Annotated in this window: 16 protein-coding genes; 8 read left to right on the top strand and 8 right to left on the bottom strand. The window is 36.3% G+C overall.

Going from position 1 to position 17,494, the window contains the following annotated elements:
• The 4 genes from CYJ36_RS23190 to CYJ36_RS23170 all read right to left on the bottom strand — a co-directional run.
• On the bottom strand, positions 1-570 hold a 570-nt coding region (locus CYJ36_RS23190; RefSeq protein WP_101569548.1), incomplete at its 3' end, for an ArdC-like ssDNA-binding domain-containing protein.
• A gap of 745 nt (positions 571-1,315) precedes the next feature.
• Positions 1,316-1,954 (bottom strand): hypothetical protein, encoded by a 639-nt coding sequence (locus CYJ36_RS23180; RefSeq protein ID WP_101569546.1) that lies wholly within the window; start codon positions 1,952-1,954, stop codon positions 1,316-1,318.
• Between the two features lie 317 nt (positions 1,955-2,271).
• Positions 2,272-2,478, bottom strand: a complete 207-nt coding sequence (locus CYJ36_RS23175; RefSeq protein WP_101569545.1) for a hypothetical protein — start codon at positions 2,476-2,478, stop codon at positions 2,272-2,274.
• Positions 2,475-2,987: a hypothetical protein gene (locus CYJ36_RS23170; protein ID WP_101569544.1), complete on the bottom strand. Its 513-nt coding sequence runs from the start codon at positions 2,985-2,987 to the stop codon at positions 2,475-2,477. Before CYJ36_RS23170 ends, CYJ36_RS23175 begins: the two co-directional genes overlap by 4 nt.
• 166 nt (positions 2,988-3,153) lie before the next feature.
• On the opposite strand from CYJ36_RS23170, the gene CYJ36_RS23165 reads away from it, so the two are divergent.
• Entirely contained in the window at positions 3,154-3,657 is a 504-nt protein-coding gene (locus tag CYJ36_RS23165) for a hypothetical protein (RefSeq protein ID WP_101569543.1), read from the top strand.
• Positions 3,658-3,696: 39 nt separating this feature from the next.
• Here the strand turns inward: CYJ36_RS23165 and CYJ36_RS23160 are convergent, their stop codons facing one another.
• Complete coding sequence (locus tag CYJ36_RS23160; RefSeq protein ID WP_101569542.1) at positions 3,697-4,140, bottom strand: JAB domain-containing protein; 444 nt, start codon at positions 4,138-4,140, stop codon at positions 3,697-3,699.
• Positions 4,141-4,901: 761 nt separating this feature from the next.
• On the opposite strand from CYJ36_RS23160, the gene CYJ36_RS23155 reads away from it, so the two are divergent.
• The 5 genes from CYJ36_RS23155 to CYJ36_RS23135 all read left to right on the top strand — a co-directional run bounded on the left by CYJ36_RS23155 (position 4,902) and on the right by CYJ36_RS23135 (position 11,919).
• Positions 4,902-7,649 (top strand): type I restriction endonuclease subunit R, encoded by a 2,748-nt coding sequence (locus tag CYJ36_RS23155; RefSeq protein WP_101569541.1) that lies wholly within the window; start codon positions 4,902-4,904, stop codon positions 7,647-7,649.
• 118 nt (positions 7,650-7,767) lie between these two features.
• Positions 7,768-8,370 (top strand): restriction endonuclease subunit S, encoded by a 603-nt coding sequence (locus CYJ36_RS23150; RefSeq protein WP_219621159.1) that lies wholly within the window; start codon positions 7,768-7,770, stop codon positions 8,368-8,370.
• A complete protein-coding gene (locus CYJ36_RS23145; protein WP_101569539.1) occupies positions 8,367-9,920 on the top strand; it encodes a type I restriction-modification system subunit M in 1,554 nt (517 codons plus the stop codon). Before CYJ36_RS23150 ends, CYJ36_RS23145 begins: the two co-directional genes overlap by 4 nt.
• Positions 9,921-9,923: 3 nt before the next feature.
• A complete protein-coding gene (locus CYJ36_RS23140; RefSeq protein WP_101569538.1) occupies positions 9,924-11,102 on the top strand; it encodes a restriction endonuclease subunit S in 1,179 nt (392 codons plus the stop codon).
• A 250-nt stretch (positions 11,103-11,352) separates the two neighbouring features.
• The gene (locus CYJ36_RS23135) at positions 11,353-11,919 is read left to right on the top strand and encodes a recombinase family protein (RefSeq protein WP_101569537.1); all 567 of its coding nucleotides are present in this window, start codon (positions 11,353-11,355) and stop codon (positions 11,917-11,919) included.
• A 267-nt stretch (positions 11,920-12,186) separates the two neighbouring features.
• On the opposite strand, the gene CYJ36_RS23130 is transcribed toward CYJ36_RS23135, so the two are convergent.
• The 3 genes from CYJ36_RS23130 to CYJ36_RS23120 all read right to left on the bottom strand — a co-directional run bounded on the left by CYJ36_RS23130 (position 12,187) and on the right by CYJ36_RS23120 (position 14,132).
• Positions 12,187-12,939 carry a hypothetical protein gene (locus CYJ36_RS23130; RefSeq protein WP_101569536.1) on the bottom strand — a complete coding sequence of 251 codons (753 nt, stop codon included), beginning with the start codon at positions 12,937-12,939 and terminating at the stop codon, positions 12,187-12,189.
• 354 nt (positions 12,940-13,293) lie between these two features.
• Entirely contained in the window at positions 13,294-13,635 is a 342-nt protein-coding gene (locus CYJ36_RS23125) for a hypothetical protein (RefSeq protein WP_101569535.1), read from the bottom strand.
• The gene (locus CYJ36_RS23120; protein WP_101569534.1) at positions 13,632-14,132 is read right to left on the bottom strand and encodes a Rok-like winged helix domain-containing protein; all 501 of its coding nucleotides are present in this window, start codon (positions 14,130-14,132) and stop codon (positions 13,632-13,634) included. Before CYJ36_RS23120 ends, CYJ36_RS23125 begins: the two co-directional genes overlap by 4 nt.
• Before the next feature lie 238 nt (positions 14,133-14,370).
• Between CYJ36_RS23120 and CYJ36_RS23115 the strand changes: the two genes are divergently transcribed.
• Positions 14,371-15,576, top strand: a complete 1,206-nt coding sequence (locus CYJ36_RS23115; protein WP_101569533.1) for a hypothetical protein — start codon at positions 14,371-14,373, stop codon at positions 15,574-15,576.
• Positions 15,569-17,350 carry an ATP-binding protein gene (locus tag CYJ36_RS23110; protein ID WP_101569532.1) on the top strand — a complete coding sequence of 594 codons (1,782 nt, stop codon included), beginning with the start codon at positions 15,569-15,571 and terminating at the stop codon, positions 17,348-17,350. Before CYJ36_RS23115 ends, CYJ36_RS23110 begins: the two co-directional genes overlap by 8 nt.
• The last annotated feature ends 144 nt before the right edge of the window (positions 17,351-17,494 follow it).

Here is a 17,494-nt window from a genome sequence, read left to right as displayed (position 1 = left end):
ATTTTTATGCCCTGTGCTGTGTACCATTTCATGAAACAAGGTACTGTAGTATTCTTCGACTTTCGGAAAATCCTTTAATGGCGGGCAATTAATTTTATCTAGCATTGGATAGTAAACGGCTTTTCCTGAATAAAATGTATAATCAGGAGCGTTGATATAGCCTTTATAAATTTCTTCAGCTTTCTCCATTGGATCATGGTCGAATGACATTTCTTTTCGTTTACTTTCCAACCCCTCCACCTGGGAATTGACCTCAAATACTCGGTAGTACCGAAGGTAAGGTATCTTTTCGACTTTTCCACTTTCGTCATCTTCTTTCTCTAACCACTTCCAGAAGACCACGATGTGCGACTTCTCGCCTTTTCTTACCTTTCCACCAGCTTCTTGAATTTGCTTATATGTCGCATATTCTCCGGATTCTAGAAGAAAAACATTGATCCCCCTATACGCCTTTTGCGTTTTCCAATTGACCGCACCCCCGTTAATCCAAGGTTTGCGCCAAGGTACAACTCCTTTTTCTAGCTCTTCCATGACCTTCTCTGTAACGATCTCATACACGCTTTTTTTCATTTCGGTTTTCCTCCTTTTGATTTTTGCCTTCCGAAGCGAAAGCTTTCCCCAAAGGGAAGGATTTTGCCCCTTTGACAGGAGAAACGAACAATGAGCATAGAGAAGGAGTCAAGGGAGCTCTTAGCGGAAAAGTTTTTTATGTTGCGAAGCGTGTTTAATAAAAAAGTTTTGTGCCCCTTGACTTGTTTTCTATCCGACTTAGCTTCCAGCAGGTTGAGGGAGAAGCCTAGGAGGCTCGACCTGCTGGAAGGTTAGCTCGGATTGTGTGATTGTACGATTCGGAAGGCAAAGGGCAAAATCTTATTCAATAGCAGCCGTAGGGCTGCTTTCTACTTTAGGTTTTATTCGTTTAAGGTTTTACGGCTCGTGCGGTACGGCCAGAATGGCAAATGGATCAGGAACCTACAGATTGTAGGCGAAGGATGAGCCGTATAAGCTGTGGTTATCGAGCCATTTAGTGCCGTCAGCGACACGTTACAGCCTGTTAAAAAGCGTTCTTTGCTTTTTTACAGGTTGTCGTGCAGCCGCCCAAGAAAAGGTTTTACATCTTTCAAAATCCTTTTCTCAAGAAAAAAAATCCGCCTAAAGGCGAATTCAGTCATGACAACAAATCTTTTTGCTTCAAGCAAAAAAGAGAGAAGGATTCATCCTTCTCTCTGATCACCCGTTTATAAGTCCTTATAAACCCGAAGTCACCTAAACGATCCCTTCGATGCAGCTCCTATGAATCGTTGAACGTTTGCAATCATTTGTATTTCTCTAACCAATGGGAAACCATCCCTTTCACATCACCTGCTTTTTCTTTCATATCTTGAAAAATCATATCCATCAAGGTAAACCAAGATATTTCCTCGCTGTAAGGATTATTTTTATTGATGTACTTTAGCACATGTTTAACCTCCTTCATTCTTGCCTCGTCCAAATGTTCCTGAAGGGATACTTTCACAAAAGCGTTCAACAAATTCACATTACGTATACTGGCATCCAACAATAAAGCTGTTGCTTTGGACGGAGTGACATCTAGAGCAGAAGATAAAACGTAAATATCCTCATAAGACGCTTGAGAGAAGCGAGCTGTGATCCGTTCGTTTTTTCCTGGTTGGTATTTCCGCTGCAAGGATTCTCTTCCCCATTCCCCTATAAACACCGTACTCATGAATTGGTAATCTCGTCTGAAGTGCTGCGATAAGTGTTCAATGACTTTTCTTGACCTTAACCCCTTCTCACACAAAAGAACGGCTACGTCCTTTACAGGTGTATGTGTGATATAAGACAAGCTATATATACAATCTTTAAGATTGCTAGAAATTGTCGGCTTGATGTCGCGTTTTGCATCTGATCTTTTCTTCCTGTTCTTCGTCATAACGGCCTCTTCTCTCTCCATTCCTACCCCTCTTTTCCGCATTTTCACTTAGGACAGTGTCAGAGTGTCCTAGACTTTGTTTTATATATATGGGGGATGGGGGATAGATATGTTTAGATTTTCAAAAACCCGTCCATACTTTTATTAAGAGTACTAGCAAAGGGGAAAAAGAAATGAAAATGTCGAAAGAAGAAGCGCAGATACTAGCAAAAAAAGCGATTGAACAAAGCATAAAGAGGGGCATCCCCCTCAAAAACAAAAAGAAAAAACAGGCGTAATACCGCCTGCTGACAAACATTCGATCTTCGGTCAACCAACCCGGAGATCGATTTATTTTTTTAAAAGGACCTTGATAAACTCACTTTTCTATACAAAGCGATCACTCGTTTGTTCTCTCTCTCCCATTCTTCATTCCTTAACATGGGAATCTGGTACACCTGCTCCATTTCTGTCATAAGCTCAGCCAATTTTTTGTCCTTTTTATTACGGGGCCAGTCAGCATGAATAATCTCCTCATAGCGTTGGTTGTATTGTACAAGTGTCATTTTTTTGCCTCCTGTTGGATGGATCCCATGCGATATTTTTCTTGTTCACAAAAAGCTTTCACCGTGGATAGATGCCAATACTTTGTTCCACTGCCTAAAAAAAGATCAGCTTTTGGCACTTTACCTCGTTCATAATATAAGTTCAGCTTCTGCCGGTCATACCGCATCCCCTGATCACTCATATACCGGGCAAACTCAGTAAGATTAAAGTAATCAGAACCATCCTTAATTAAACTATAAGAAGGTTTTTGAATAAGGTACGTCTCCTTCTGAAAATACCTGGTAATCAATTCTAATGCCAGTTCAAGCCACTCATCATCTAGATACTTATACAGGAGAGCAAGATTAAACTCCTCCTCTGGCTGTTCAAAAAAACCTCCAAGCTGTAAAAACGTTCGCTTCACCGGTTCCAGTGTTGATAAAACGACTTCATCTTTATAAGATTGCTTTTCAAAATGCACTCTTAAATCCGGAAAAACATCTACAATCTTTTTCGTCGTATGTTTCATGGGCCTCCTCCTTGTATACATTGTATACTTAAAGAATACAACATATCGTATACAATGTATACATAATTAAACACTAATTCATCTTCGTTCATACAAATACTTCCAAAATATCAATCTCTCAAACTATAATAGTTGAGTAAGCAAACTGATAGGTCGAGGTGTAGAAATGAGTTGGGAAGAAACATACCGTAGAACCAAGCCTTGCTCCTGTGGAGAGGGGACCATCACCGAAGTAGGAGAGGGAGACGACTGGAACCGACATCGGGAGTACCAAACGATTGATTGTCCAACCTGCAAAGAAGAAGCAAGAAAAGCTGCTGTAAAAGCAGCGGAAATTAAAGCAGAGGAAGAAGCGCGCTTAAAAGAATTAATTAGTGAAATCAACATTCATTTTGAACAACATTATATGGATGAGTGGCTTTCACTGTTTGGCTCAGCAAAAAGTAAAAGAGCCATTTGGACTCTAGCAAAAAAGTTAGGAGTGGAAAGTTATAGCCTTGCTTCCTTTTATCAACACAACAAACGAAGCAATAAAGAAGATTACGTCAGAAGGCTTGCACGGCCACATAACATGCTAAAAATAATGGAAGCACTTGATAAGAAGGACAGCTCTTTTGAAAGCAAAGTGAAAGAAGCACGGATGCTTAATGGACCTTACTACATGATGTAATAAGACTGAGCAAAAAAAGGGAGATTTTCTCCCTTTTTTTCATAGATCGTTATTCTCTTTCATGCTGTAGTATCCGGCTTTTGCGTTGACAATGACGTGATCCAATACCTCAATTCCTAGGATCTTTCCGCATTCCACCAACCGTCGTGTTACCTCAAAATCTTCTCGGCTGGGCGTTGTATCTTGAGATGGATGCTGGTGACTAAAGATGACCGATGCGCTGTTATTCAGGATCGCTGCCTTAAACACCTCTCGTGGCAGCACCAGGGAGGCGTTCAGCCCTCCCACATGCGCTCGATGGACGGCAACCACTTGATTCTTCGTATTCAGACACATCACAAAGAAGACCTCTCTGTCTTCATCCCCGATAAATCCAGCAGCTACTTTCGCTGCATCCTCTGGCGATCGGACAACATACGTTTCATTTGCCTCTACCTCTCTGATTTCCTGCTTAATTCTTACCACTTCATACACGTTTTCCATTGTTCATCTCTCCCTTCTTCGTTTGAAGAGACTTGAACAATTCGCGCAAACAGGGGGAAGGGTTCGCTTACGAAGAAGCGAACTTGCCAGAGAGGGGTAGGTAAAGCCCATGCATTACGGGCTTTACCGTTAGAAAGCGAGTGAAGCCCAATGACTTAGGGATCGTTAGGCCACGCATTATCGGCCTTACGGACCCTTAGCCGACTTGGCTTTGCCGATTTCTTTCCCCGAACGCCCGCCCTTCCGGCTGTCATAAGCGAAGTTGTTACACTGAAGAGAACGAAGGAAGGAGAAGGGCACTGCACCGCTTTTGGCGGCTGGAAAACAGACCGTAAGGACTGCAGCCGCCTAACGGCGAGGGTTCGATGCCCGAGGCCGTTAAATCAAAGCGATTTTTTCTGAAACTGCGCAAGCAGATGAAGAAAAAGAAGCGAACTGGATTAGCTCGTAGCCTGATCCAGTCGGGTGTAAGGGGTTCAATGCCCCTTTAAGCCCGCCTAGATTGTAGATTAAGTAATTTGGTTATCTGTTGCCATGTAGGCAACAGGGTGAAAATTGCGTATTGCATGAAAAGCGCAGCTTGAATGCAATCAGCTTTCGAGGGTTCGATGCCCGAAGCAAGCTGAACTAAAGCCAAATTAAAGACTGTTGATAAAAATAGAGCGGTAAAGAATATATAATTCTACCGTCCTATTAATCTTTCTCTGATAAACTAATTTATGGTAAAATAGTATCATTAAAAAAAGAGTGAGGATCAGTGAATGGCATATCAATCAGAAGCTCAACTTGAGTCAAATTTGTTAATACAATTAGAGAAACAAGGATACGATCCAGTTAAGATCAACAGCTATGAAGAATTGGTAGCCAACTTCCGCGTACAGTTGAATCGATTCAATACGAAAAAGTTAGAGGGAAAACCCTTAACAGATGTTGAGTTTGAACGGCTGATGAATAAAATTGATGGAAAAAGTATTTTTGATTCCGCAAAAATCTTGCGTGATAAGCAGTTGATTGAGCGCGAAGACGGTTCCCAGCTATACCTTGAGCTATTTAACAAAAAAGATTGGTGTAAAAATATATTTCAGGTTACATCCCAAACAACCGTAACCCAAAAATATACGAATCGTTACGATGTCACAATCTTGATAAACGGGCTTCCTCTTATTCAAATTGAACTAAAACGCCGTGGACTAGATTTTAATGAAGCGTTCAATCAAATCCAGCGTTATAGAAAGCATTCTTATAAAGGTCTATTGCGTTTTATTCAAATTTTTGTCATCAGCAACGGCATGGATACTAAATATTTTTCAAACTCGGATGGCGAGATTTTATCAGGGTATACGTTCTTTTGGTCTGATAAGGAAAATAACATCATTACGAACCTTCAAGACTTCACCTCAAATTTCTTAGAGAAGTGTCATATCGCAAAGATGATCGCTCGCTACATGGTTTTAAATGATACCGATAAAATGCTGATGGTTATGCGTCCTTATCAGGTTTTTGCAGTAGAAGAACTCGTCCAGCGAGCACTTGAAACCAATAATAATGGATACATCTGGCATACGACGGGTTCCGGGAAAACGCTGACTTCCTTTAAAGCTAGTGAAATCCTTTCTAATGAAGAACACATTTCAAAAGTCTTTTTCTTAGTAGACCGTCAAGACCTAGACAGTCAAACAATTGCAGAGTTCAATAAGTTCAAAAAAGGGTCTGTCGATACAACCGACAAGACGGATGTATTAGTTGAACAGATTAAAGACATGACAAACAAATTTATTGTCACGACGATTCAAAAGATGGCTAACGCTGTAAAAAATCCGCGTTACGCAAGTATCATGGAGCCATATAAAAACCAACGCGTCATCTTCATTATTGATGAATGTCATCGTAGTCAGTTCGGAAAAATGCATACGAATATTTCTCGTCATTTCCAAAAAGCGCAGTATTTCGGGTTTACCGGGACGCCTCGTTTTGCAGAAAATAAAAGCCAGGACGGGAGAACAACGGCAGACTTGTTTGAGAAATGCTTACATTCCTACTTGATCAAAGATGCGATTCGAGATGGGAACGTATTAGGTTTTTCAGTCGAATACATCAAGACCTTTAACTCAAAAGTTAATGAAAACGACAAAACCAAAGTACAAGCCATAGACACAGATGAGGTTTGGCATCATAAAGAACGAATGGAATTAATCGTAGACCACATTCTGGAGAATCATGAACGACGAGCGAAAAACAAAGGATATACAGCCCTGTTCACAGTGGACTCTATTTCTTCGCTGATTCGATATTATGATCTATTTAAAAAGAAAGATCATAACTTGAAAATTGCAGGCATCTATACCTATGGAGCAAACGAAGACAGCGAAGCAAAAGAAGAACACTCTCGTGATGCGTTAGAACGTATGGTTATTGATTACAACGGAATTTATGGGACTGACTATTCTACGCAAGTATGGGACAGCTATTTTGCAGATGTGTCTCGTCGTGTGAAAGCTGCACAGATTGATATCTTATTAGTGGTCCGCATGTTCTTAACGGGGTTTGACAGCAAACCACTTAATACACTTTATGTAGATAAATCACTCAAGCACCATGACTTGTTGCAGGCGTACAGCCGGACCAACCGTGTAGAAAAAAAGACGAAGCCATATGGAAACGTCGTCTGCTATCGTAACCTAAAAGATGATACGGATGCAGCGATTCGTCTCTTTTCCAAAACTGATTCAGTAGATGATGTGCTAATGCACAGTTATGAAGAATACTTAAAATTCTTTTTAATAGCTCAAGCAAAAGTGAGAAAAATCGCAGCAACTCCAGAATCCGTTGATTCCCTGGAACGTGAAGAAGAACAAAAAGAGTTTGTCCTTGCTTTTAAGAACATGACAAGGATGTTGCTGCGTCTGCAGACTTTCTCAGACTTCGAATTTGATGAAGGTAATTTAAACATCAATGAACAAACGTATGAAAATTATAAGAGTAAATACTTTAAGATAGTTGATCGAACCAAACGAGAAGTTGAAAAAGAATCCATTCTTCAGGACATTGACTTTGAGCTTGAATTGATGCACACAGATCGTATCAATGTTAGTTACATTATGAACCTGATACGTAACCTAGATGTTACTGATAAGAATAAACTTAAAAAGGAAATTAAATTCATTACTGAAGAAGTGGACCGAGCATCTGATCCAGAACTTCGCTTAAAAATCGATCTTATCCAAGGTTTCTTAAAAAAGGTGGCACCAAATCTTTCTGGTTCACAATCTCCGGAAGATGCCTACAATCAGTATGAAGAAGAAGCGCGTGAAAATGAGATTAAAGAATTTGCGAAAGATGTGGGTATGAAAGAAGATCTCCTCAAACACCATCTTTCTGTATATGAGTTTAGTAACATGATGGACCAGCCAACCATTTACAATGAACTGTCAGGTAGCTTTTTAAAGAAAAAGACCGCTGTACAAAAGGTCAGAGAATTTATTATCGAACATACAAAACGCTTTGCTTAATCTCGTTGAGGGGTGTATAAAACACCTCTCTTTTTGTTATTTTTAAAAATTACAAAAAATATGTTGTAATTTTTAAAAATAACAATTAAAATAACATTATAAGATATCCATTTTGGAGGTGACAACGATTAAACTGCAAGATATTGCAATCATCACTCAAGGTGCAAATGTTTCACGTCTGGAAACCAGTGAAGAAGATTCCTCTTCGGTAAAGGTTGACATCCTCACCTTAAAAGAGTTTAATGAAACGCTCGGCCTTTCCTATCGGATGACACAAGACAAAAGCCAATCGGTGTACATCAAAGAAGACAAACTTAAAAATCAACTTTTGACGAAAGAAGAACAACTAATTGTTCATCTGTTGTCTCAAAAGGCTGCCTTTCTGCCAAAACAGTACACCGGACGTTTAATACCTTCTAACTTTGTGGCACTAGATTTTCATGAAAACATGGATACAAAATTTATGGAATGGTACTTCAATGAACATCCATCTATACGACGACAAATTATGTTAGGTACACAGGGATCGATAATTTCAACTCTAGCTCTTGCGACACTACGAGAACTAGACATTTCAGTCCCCCCATTATCTGTTCAACGAAGGATTGGGAAAGTTTCTGATCTGTATCACAGAAAAAAGAAATTAATTGAAGAAAGAATGGATTTAGAAGGAAGCTTGATTCACCAAAAAATAATGGAAACATTGGAGGAATACAAATGACAACATCTGAAAAACAACGCTTACACCAAGCAGAATTGCATAAAAAATTATGGGCAATGGCAAACGATCTCCGTGGACAGATGGAAGCCTATGAATTTAAAAATTACATTCTCGGCTTAATTTTCTATCGCTATCTTTCGGAAAAGGTAGAGTCACGCGCTGCCAAACTGCTAGAAGAAGATAATCTCACATATGCAGCTGCATGGAAAAATCCAGAATATCGAGAAGGTTTATCTGATTATCTAATTCAGGAACTTGGGTATGTGATTGAGCCAGAATTTTTATTCTCAAACATGATTTCGGAGATTAAAAAAGGCGATAACGGAAAATTTGATGTAGAGATGCTTCAAAAAGGGGTTAACTCTGTTGAAGAATCAACGATCGGAGCAGACAGCCAAGAAGACTTCCAGCATTTATTTGATGATATGGACTTAACATCTACAAGACTTGGTCGTGAAGTAAAGTCTCGCTCTAAGCTGATTGCTAAAATCATGATTAACATTAATGATATCCCGTTTCTCCACGATGATGTAGATATTGATGTCTTAGGAGATGCATACGAGTACATGATCTCTCAATTCGCTGCAAATGCTGGGAAAAAAGCAGGAGAGTTCTACACGCCACAACAAGTGTCCAAAATATTAGCAAAAATCGTTACGGCAGGCAAAACAGAACTTAAAAATGTTTATGATCCAACATGTGGTTCTGGTTCACTTCTTCTTCGTGTTGCAAAGGAAGCAAAAGTTTGGAAATTCTACGGACAAGAGAAAACGTCGACAACCTATAACCTGGCACGCATGAACATGTTGCTTCATGACGTGGAGTATCAACGTTTTGATATCCAAAACGAAGATACTCTAGAAGATCCAAGACATGTAGACGAACGATTTGAAGCTGTCGTGGCTAATCCTCCGTATAGTGCAAAGTGGAGTGCTGAAGCAAAATTTGTAGATGATGAAAGATACAGTGCCTATTCAAAACTTGCACCTAAATCAAAAGCCGATTTCGCGTTCATTCAACACATGATTCACCAACTTGATGACAATGGAACGATGGCAGTTGTACTTCCACATGGTGTATTATTCCGTGGTGCTGCTGAAGGTTCAATCCGACGTTATTTAATTGAATCAAAGAACTACCTAGATGCAGTAATTGGATTGCCAGCAAACATCTTCTACGGTACAGCTATCCCAACGTGTGTACTTGTATTTAAAAAATGCCGCAAAGAAGATGATAATGTCCTATTTATTGATGCATCTGCAGAGTTTGAAAAAGGTAAAAATCAAAATCTCTTAACAGATTCCAATGTGGAGAAAATCATCAACACATACATTAAGCGTGAAACAACCGATAAATACTCGTATGCAGCTACACTAAAAGAAATTAAAGAAAACGACTATAACCTTAACATTCCTCGTTATGTAGACACGTTTGAGGAAGAAGAATCAGTGGATATAAAAGCTGTTTCAATTCATATCGAAGCCATTGATCAAGAAATTGCCGAAATTAATGTAAAACTTGAGAAGTATTTTAAAGAATTGGGGGTGTAATGAATGAATACACCATCATTACGCTTTAAGGATGATGACCGAAAAGATTTTCCTGCTTGGCACAATAAATCAATAGGAGATATTTTCGAAGAACGTTCTGAAAGAAATAGACCTGATCTTCCCTTATTGGCTGTTACCATTAATAAAGGGGTAACTAACAGAAAGAACTTGCAGTTAAAAGATAGCTCCAGTGAAAACAAGGATAATTACAAAATTGTTCATCAGAATGACATAGCCTATAACTCTATGAGAATGTGGCAAGGAGCAAGCGGTCATTCTACTGATTATGGTATAGTTAGCCCGGCATATACAGTATTGAAACCAAAAGAAGGGGTTTACAGCTTATTTTTTGCATACTTATTTAAAACAATTCCTATGATACAAAAGTTTCAAAGGTTTTCTCAAGGCTTAACCTCTGACACATGGAATTTAAAATATCCATTATTAAGCAAGATAAAAGTTAAAGCGCCAACGTATAAAGAGCAACAGAAAATAGCAAATTTCTTACTCCTCCTTGACCGTCGCATTAATCAACAGAAATCTAAAATAGAAGCTTTAAAAGTATACCAAAAAGGATTGATACAGAAAATTTTCAATCAAGAAATACAATTCAAAAATAATAATGGAGAAGAATTTCCGCCTTGGCTTACTAAATCAATAGGAGATATTTTTGAGGAACGTTCAGAAAGGAATAGACCTGATCTTCCGTTGTTGGCTGTTACCATTAATGGAGGAGTAACTAACAGAGAAAATTTGTCACTTAAAGATAACTCTAGTGAAAATAAGGATAATTATAAAATTGTTCATCAGAATGACATAGCCTATAACTCAATGAGGATGTGGCAAGGAGCATGTGGCCATTCTAATTATCATGGTATTGTTAGTCCAGCGTATACAGTAATGAAACCAAAAGAAGGAGTTTATAGTTTATATTTTTCATATTTATTTAAAACTGTTCCAATGATACAAATGTTCCAAAGGTTTTCTCAAGGTTTAACTTCTGACACATGGAATCTAAAATATCCACTATTAAGCAAACTAAAAGTTAAAGTTCCGTCCTATAAAGAGCAACAAAGAATAGCAGATTTTTTAACCCAGAATGACAAAAAAATAAAGCTCGAAGAAGAAAAGCTTCAAATATTAATTAAACAGAAAAAAGCATTTATGCAACGTATGTTTTAATTAAGGTGAAGGCAAAAATATATTCAGATTAGAAAGGAAGACTAATATGTCTTCTTTTCTTTCATATATGTCCACTTAAACTCTGAAAATATGATACTTCTTCCTAATACTATTCTTATAAACCTCTGTGAAAAAATCGGTGTCATAAATTAAAAGTATTGATACCATTTTAGTTGTCCAGTAAAATCAATATAGAGGCAGGTGTCATAACTTATGTTCATATTTACATAGCAAAAAAGGAGGATTTTTAATGAAATACGGCTATGCAAGGGTAAGCACGGTGAATCAGGACTTAGATTCCCAATTACAGATTCTTAAAGCAGAAGGCTGTGAAATGATCTATTCGGAGAAATTTACGGGAACAAAAGCAGACCGTCCTCAGTTTCAAGAAGTGTTATCTAAATTAAACGATGGAGATACCCTTGTTGTTACTAAACTAGATCGTTTAGCAAGAAATATTGAAGAAGGTATATCTGTCATTAAAGACTTATTCAAACGTGGAATCAGAGTGCATGTATTAAATGTTGGGCTGCTTGAAGATACATCTATGGGACGCTTTTTCCTACATACTTTACTCGCCGTTGCCGAGTTAGAAAGAAACATGATCGTCGAGCGTACCCAGGAAGGAAAAGCTATAGCGAAGCAAAGAGAAGATTTCCGAGAGGGCAGGCCAAAAAAGTACGGTAAAAAGCAAATGGAGCATGCTCTGCAGCTGCTAAAAGATCATTCCTATAAACAGGTGGAAGAAATTACGGGCATTAGTAAAAGTACACTAATAAGGGCAAAGAAAAAGATGACGAACGCTAAATTCAATTAAAAAACCTCGTAATTGTTATTTTGGCAAGGTAACTTTCACGTTCTATAAAGGTGTTTTTTTGTAACTTGGAACAAAATCAGCGATGATAATGTAACTTCCTTCTAGCACAATAGAGTTCTCGTCGGTACAGTCTGAGGCAATGCCATATTACAAACATCAAACTTATATCATTTAAGACAACGTTCTCTAAATATTTATCAGCCTTGATTTGTTAGTTTAGGGAAAAGAAAAAACACCCCTGAATTAGATAAGAGTGTTAAAGGTACTTCAATAACCAATAACTTTGCTAGATACTTCCGTAATAATTTTTGGCGAGATACTGTCTATATCCAATATATAAACTTTATTTAATCTAGGGTTAAAAATTCCTAATTTTTCAATCTCTTGAAAGACTTCATGTGAAGAATGAAGCCCCATTAAATAATATATTAGCAGTTGCAAAGTATTTTTATTAGTCGGTTCACTCTTTGAAACCTTAAAATCCCACAGGGTTGTTTCAGTTAAAAAATCACCATCTCCAGATGATATAAGTTCAGTATAGCCACCCTCGAAAGTGAAACCATCTTTTACAATAGGTCCATAACTATCGTAAAAAATTCTACTACGTTCCACCATGGTTCTAATATTAGTGATTGTAGATACATCCGGTTGGATAGCATGAACTGGCTTATATGCTGCTTTACTAGCTCTAAAAGCCACATCAAAACCTACCAATTTGCACGCATTTTCTATTGAACTATCATCAAGACCACTAATTCCGTTTAATAATTCTTCTGCATAATCGCTCTCATTAACATTCCATGCACCTCTAAGCGAAATTTTAAAAGCTTTTTCCAAAGATGTTCCTAATGTAACTCGAGTAAGGTAATCAACGGCTAGTCCCATCAAACTGCTATGTATATTCTCTTTCTCATGAAGATCAACACCATCATTTAATTCGATAACATTGAAATCTTTAGGCTTAATATATCCACCTCTTGGCTGTTTTGTTTCCTTCACTTTTCTCATTACAGAAACCATAAAAGCACCTCATTTCCAGTCGGTTAGAAGAATATATTACCATTTATTTCAAATTCAAACATTCATGTGTAATAAAGTCCCATAATCAAAAACAATATGGCAGAACTTGATTGCAGGCTTTTTGACATGATGAAATTAAAGGATTTTAGGCTTACTATTTGTAAAGAGATTTTATGGACATCAGGATTAGCAACAGATTAAGAGGTTAATGCTAAAGAAGTGGAATACATAAGATTACATAATTCAAACAATCCTGAGATTGGTTACAATCAATGGCCAAGATTAAAAAACGAAGTTCTTTCCTAAAAGGATTTCTAAAGTTTTTTGTACGTTTACACGAATCTAGCAAAATATCTATTTTGTTAGATTTGGATTAGTGCGAGACATGATCTTAACTAAAAGGTCTGCTATAATTTTTGCATTCTCAAATAAAATACTATTTTTAGTGAATGGATCAATGTATTGTCCAAGTCCCTCACTAAGAGTAACTTCAAACTCATCCGTCTCTAATATCATACCCGTCATTATCGTGTCACCTTTACTGATTCCTTTAAAACGCATTAATACCTGACAAGTTGAAAAAACGAGTGGTCCAAGTAACTCATCACTCTGACTATCCATGTCTTCAGCTATTCTTTCGTTAAGAACAAAATCAATCCCATCATCACTCTTGTCAAATCGAAACAAAAAAATCAAGTCTCAGAACCCCCGTCAATACTGACCGATAAAGTAGCCGGCTCCATATCCTCTATCGGCGATGAAGATTGTTTTTCATAAATATACTGACCTCTATATGGCTTTTTCACTTTGAAATCAGTTGTCATAACACGATTCATAAATTGCGTAATGTTTCCAACGCTTTTTCCTGTACTCTTTTCAACGGATGCAGCTATTTCCTTTCCGCTAATCGCTGCAGAGTGTTCTTTTAATACTTTAATCGCTTCTTTCGTAAGAGTGGTATGCTTTCTTTTATTTTTTTGTCTCTGAGATTTGGTTTTAACCTGAGCAGAAGCAATTGTTGTTTCTGGTTTTATTATTTTGTAAGTGGCGTTTGTTGTCTCCGCTTCCCCATCTAATTCTCTAATTCGATTCAAAATTTGACTTCTTTCCTTTTGAAATTCTTGTATGATCCGAATTTCTAAATCTTGAATCTGTTCTAATCTCATCTTCATTGCAGCTCTTTCATCAAACATACATTTCCCCCATTAATGATATTATTCTTTACATTTCTTTTAAAAAATCAAAATTCCTTTGAATTTTTTAAAGTAAGAACTTGAATAAGTCAGTTTACACCCGTTTGTATTATAGCTGGAGCATACGAGAAAACGATTCAAGCTTATTAGAGTCACTTTTTTATATATAGTCAAGTATTTCCTATAAATTAATGTTAATATTTGGTTAGATTAAAATGATTATTAATGGAGGAAGTGTATGTCACGGAGTGCAAATTACACTATTCAAGGTTTTATATATCAATTCAATAAGACACTTCTGGAGGTATTAAATGGATCGGATGAAACAGAAATAACAGTTGAAGGAATTATAGAAGATATTGAAGTGAAAACTGACTTAGTTACTAAAGCAATTCAGTGTAAGTACCACGAAACAAAAGAGAAATTCACATTAAGTTGTATTTATAAACCAATATTACAAATGATGGATCATTTTCACAGTAATTCGAACGCAGACATAGAGTATAGGCTATTTGTTCACTTCCCGAATGAAAAAATAGGAACCAAACAATTTTTAAGTAGTGAAGATATTGAAACGATATTTAAATCTAGTGATAAGAATTTTAAAAAACTAATCGAAAAAAATTCCGGAAAAAATCATACTGAGTTTTGCAAAAGATTTACTGTAGAATTTGGACCACCTCTTGATGAATTGATAAAAAGTATTTATAAAGCACTTGTTGAGAATGGTATGCCAGAAAGCGACCTTGAAAGTTTAATTTACCCAAATTCAATTCAAAAAATAGCAGAACTTAGCATTCTTCGTGAACCTCATCAAAGAGTAATACTAAAAAAAGACTTACTTAATGAATTACTAAAAGTAAAGAAAGCTTCTCTTTCCCGATGGACTAAAGAGTTGCGAACATTAGATAAGATTATGAAACTAAAAAAACAACAACTACGTATTAACTTAACCAAAAATTCAAGATTACGATACTTTATTATCTCCGTAGACACCATAGAAAATTTTAATGAGAATATCGTTACCTTCATTTGCGAATATCTAACTAAGTATCATTTCAAAGAAATACACGATAAGACTCCTGTTTTTTGCTTAGATTGCCCGTTGGATATCTATCTGAACATTATACAAAGATTACATAGAAAAAAAGTAAAAGTAAATGATGGTTTGGTTGCAGGTATTTTTGATAAAGGTAAATTCATTATTGATCCTGTTAGAGGAAAGATTAGTAAATCTTTTTACAGGGAATTTGATTTAAAGTTAATACATTTTGATAAAGAGGCTATTGGGATTATTAATGAATGTAAATGTGAAGATTGTTTTGTATTTATGGAGAATTTACCGGGTGAACTAGACACTGAAGATATAAATGTTGAACATATGTATATTAACGAAATGGAGAAAATTAAATTTATTATGGGGATGAGTGATACATATGAGTAATGCAATTGGAAAAGTACTTTCAAGTTCGCCTAGCTCAATTATTATTGAAATTAATTCTCTTACCATTTTTGAAGCAAATAAAACTTATCTGCAAGTAGGCAAACATATGAAAATTGCTGACGGTAATCATAATTTTGTAGTATGTGTTATCAATAATATAAGAGTAATAAATTATGAAATCGATACTGATTTAAAACTTCATATTGAGAGTCAACCAATAGGCAGTTTAATAGATGACAAGTTTGAAAGAGGAAGCCACACACTTCCTGTCCCTACTGAACCTGCATTTATACTTGGAGAGGGGGAGTTAGATCGCATTTTCAGTACATCTGATGAGTATGATTTCCCATTAGGATTACTCGCGCAAAATAGAGAAGTAGAAGTAAAGATTAGCGGTGATAAATTCTTTGGTAAACATGTTGCTATTGTTGGTTCAACTGGATCAGGTAAATCTAGTGCTGTTGCAAAAATTTTACAAAATGTAGTTGGTATCCAAAATGGAGGTAATTTAAATTTAAGTGAACAAAAAAATTCACACATTATAATTTTTGACATTCACTCTGAATATACAGCTGCGTTCACATTGGCCAAGGAACATAATTTTGTATTAAATAACCTTACAATAGATAATTTGAAATTGCCATATTGGTTAATGAATTCTGAAGAATTAGAGTGCCTATTTATTGAAAGCAATGAAAACAATTCACATAATCAAGTATCCATATTTAAACAAGCTGTTATTTTAAATAAAGAAAAGTACAACCCAAATTTAAACGATATAACCTACGATACACCTGTTTATTTTAGTATTAAAGAAGTTTACAATTATATTGAGAACATGAACAGAGAAGTTGTTAGTAAATTAAGCGGAGAAAATTGCCCTAAATTCAATGACGGGACATTAGTAAGGGATCGAAAACAATACTACTTTGAACAAATAAATGAGTTTGTACCTCAATCTACTTCTGCCAACAGTAAAGCTTCAAACGGACCTTTCTACGGAGAATTCAACCGTTTTTCGTCTCGTTTGGAAACAAAACTATCAGACAAGAGATTAGCTTTTCTTTTGAATCCCCAAAAATCTGATTCTACTCATTTTGTAAGTGAAGATTTCGAAGAAATTATGAAGCAATTTATGGGATATATTAATAAAGCTAATGTTTCAATCGTTGATTTAAGTGGAATTCCATTTGAGGTATTGAGCATTACCGTTAGTTTAATTTCCAGACTAGTCTTTGACTTTTGTTTTCATTATTCTAAAATTCAACATGATAAGGAACAACTAAATGACATACCAGTTATGATAGTTTGTGAAGAAGCGCATAATTACATTCCAAGATCGAATAATGCAGAATTTAAGTCTTCGAAAAAATCAATAGAGCGAATTGCTAAAGAAGGTAGAAAATATGGTCTAAGTCTAATGGTAGTAAGTCAAAGGCCGTCTGAAGTATCTGAAACAATATTTGCTCAATGTAATAATTTTATATCTTTGAGATTAACTAATAACAGCGATCAAAATTATATTAAAAATCTGATGCCTGAAAGTACAAATACTATTGGAGAAGTATTACCAAATTTATCTCCTGGTGAGTGCATTGTTGTAGGAGATTCAATAATAATGCCTACAATTATTAAGATGGAAAAACCTAATCCAGAGCCTAAATCTCAGTCAATTTTATTTAATAACGAATGGCAGCAGCCTTGGAAAGAAATTACCTTTACTGAAGTTATAAAACGGTGGAAAAAAGAAGTGGAATTGCAGTCAATTACATAAAAAATACAATGCTGAGCAGAACATACATGTTCTTGTAGTAGAGTAAATAACTCTACACACAAAAAACGATTTAACCTTATAGAAGGAGAAATCGTTTTTTGTGTACCTTGAAAACAATTTTAAACAGTCTTAATATTTTTTGGA

This window comes from Bacillus sp. UMB0893, assembly GCF_002858905.1.
Taxonomy (GTDB): Bacteria; Bacillota; Bacilli; order Bacillales; family Bacillaceae; genus Bacillus_P.
The sequence above is the reverse complement of the archived record's forward strand: the minus strand, read 5'-3'. Positions and strand labels throughout refer to the sequence as shown.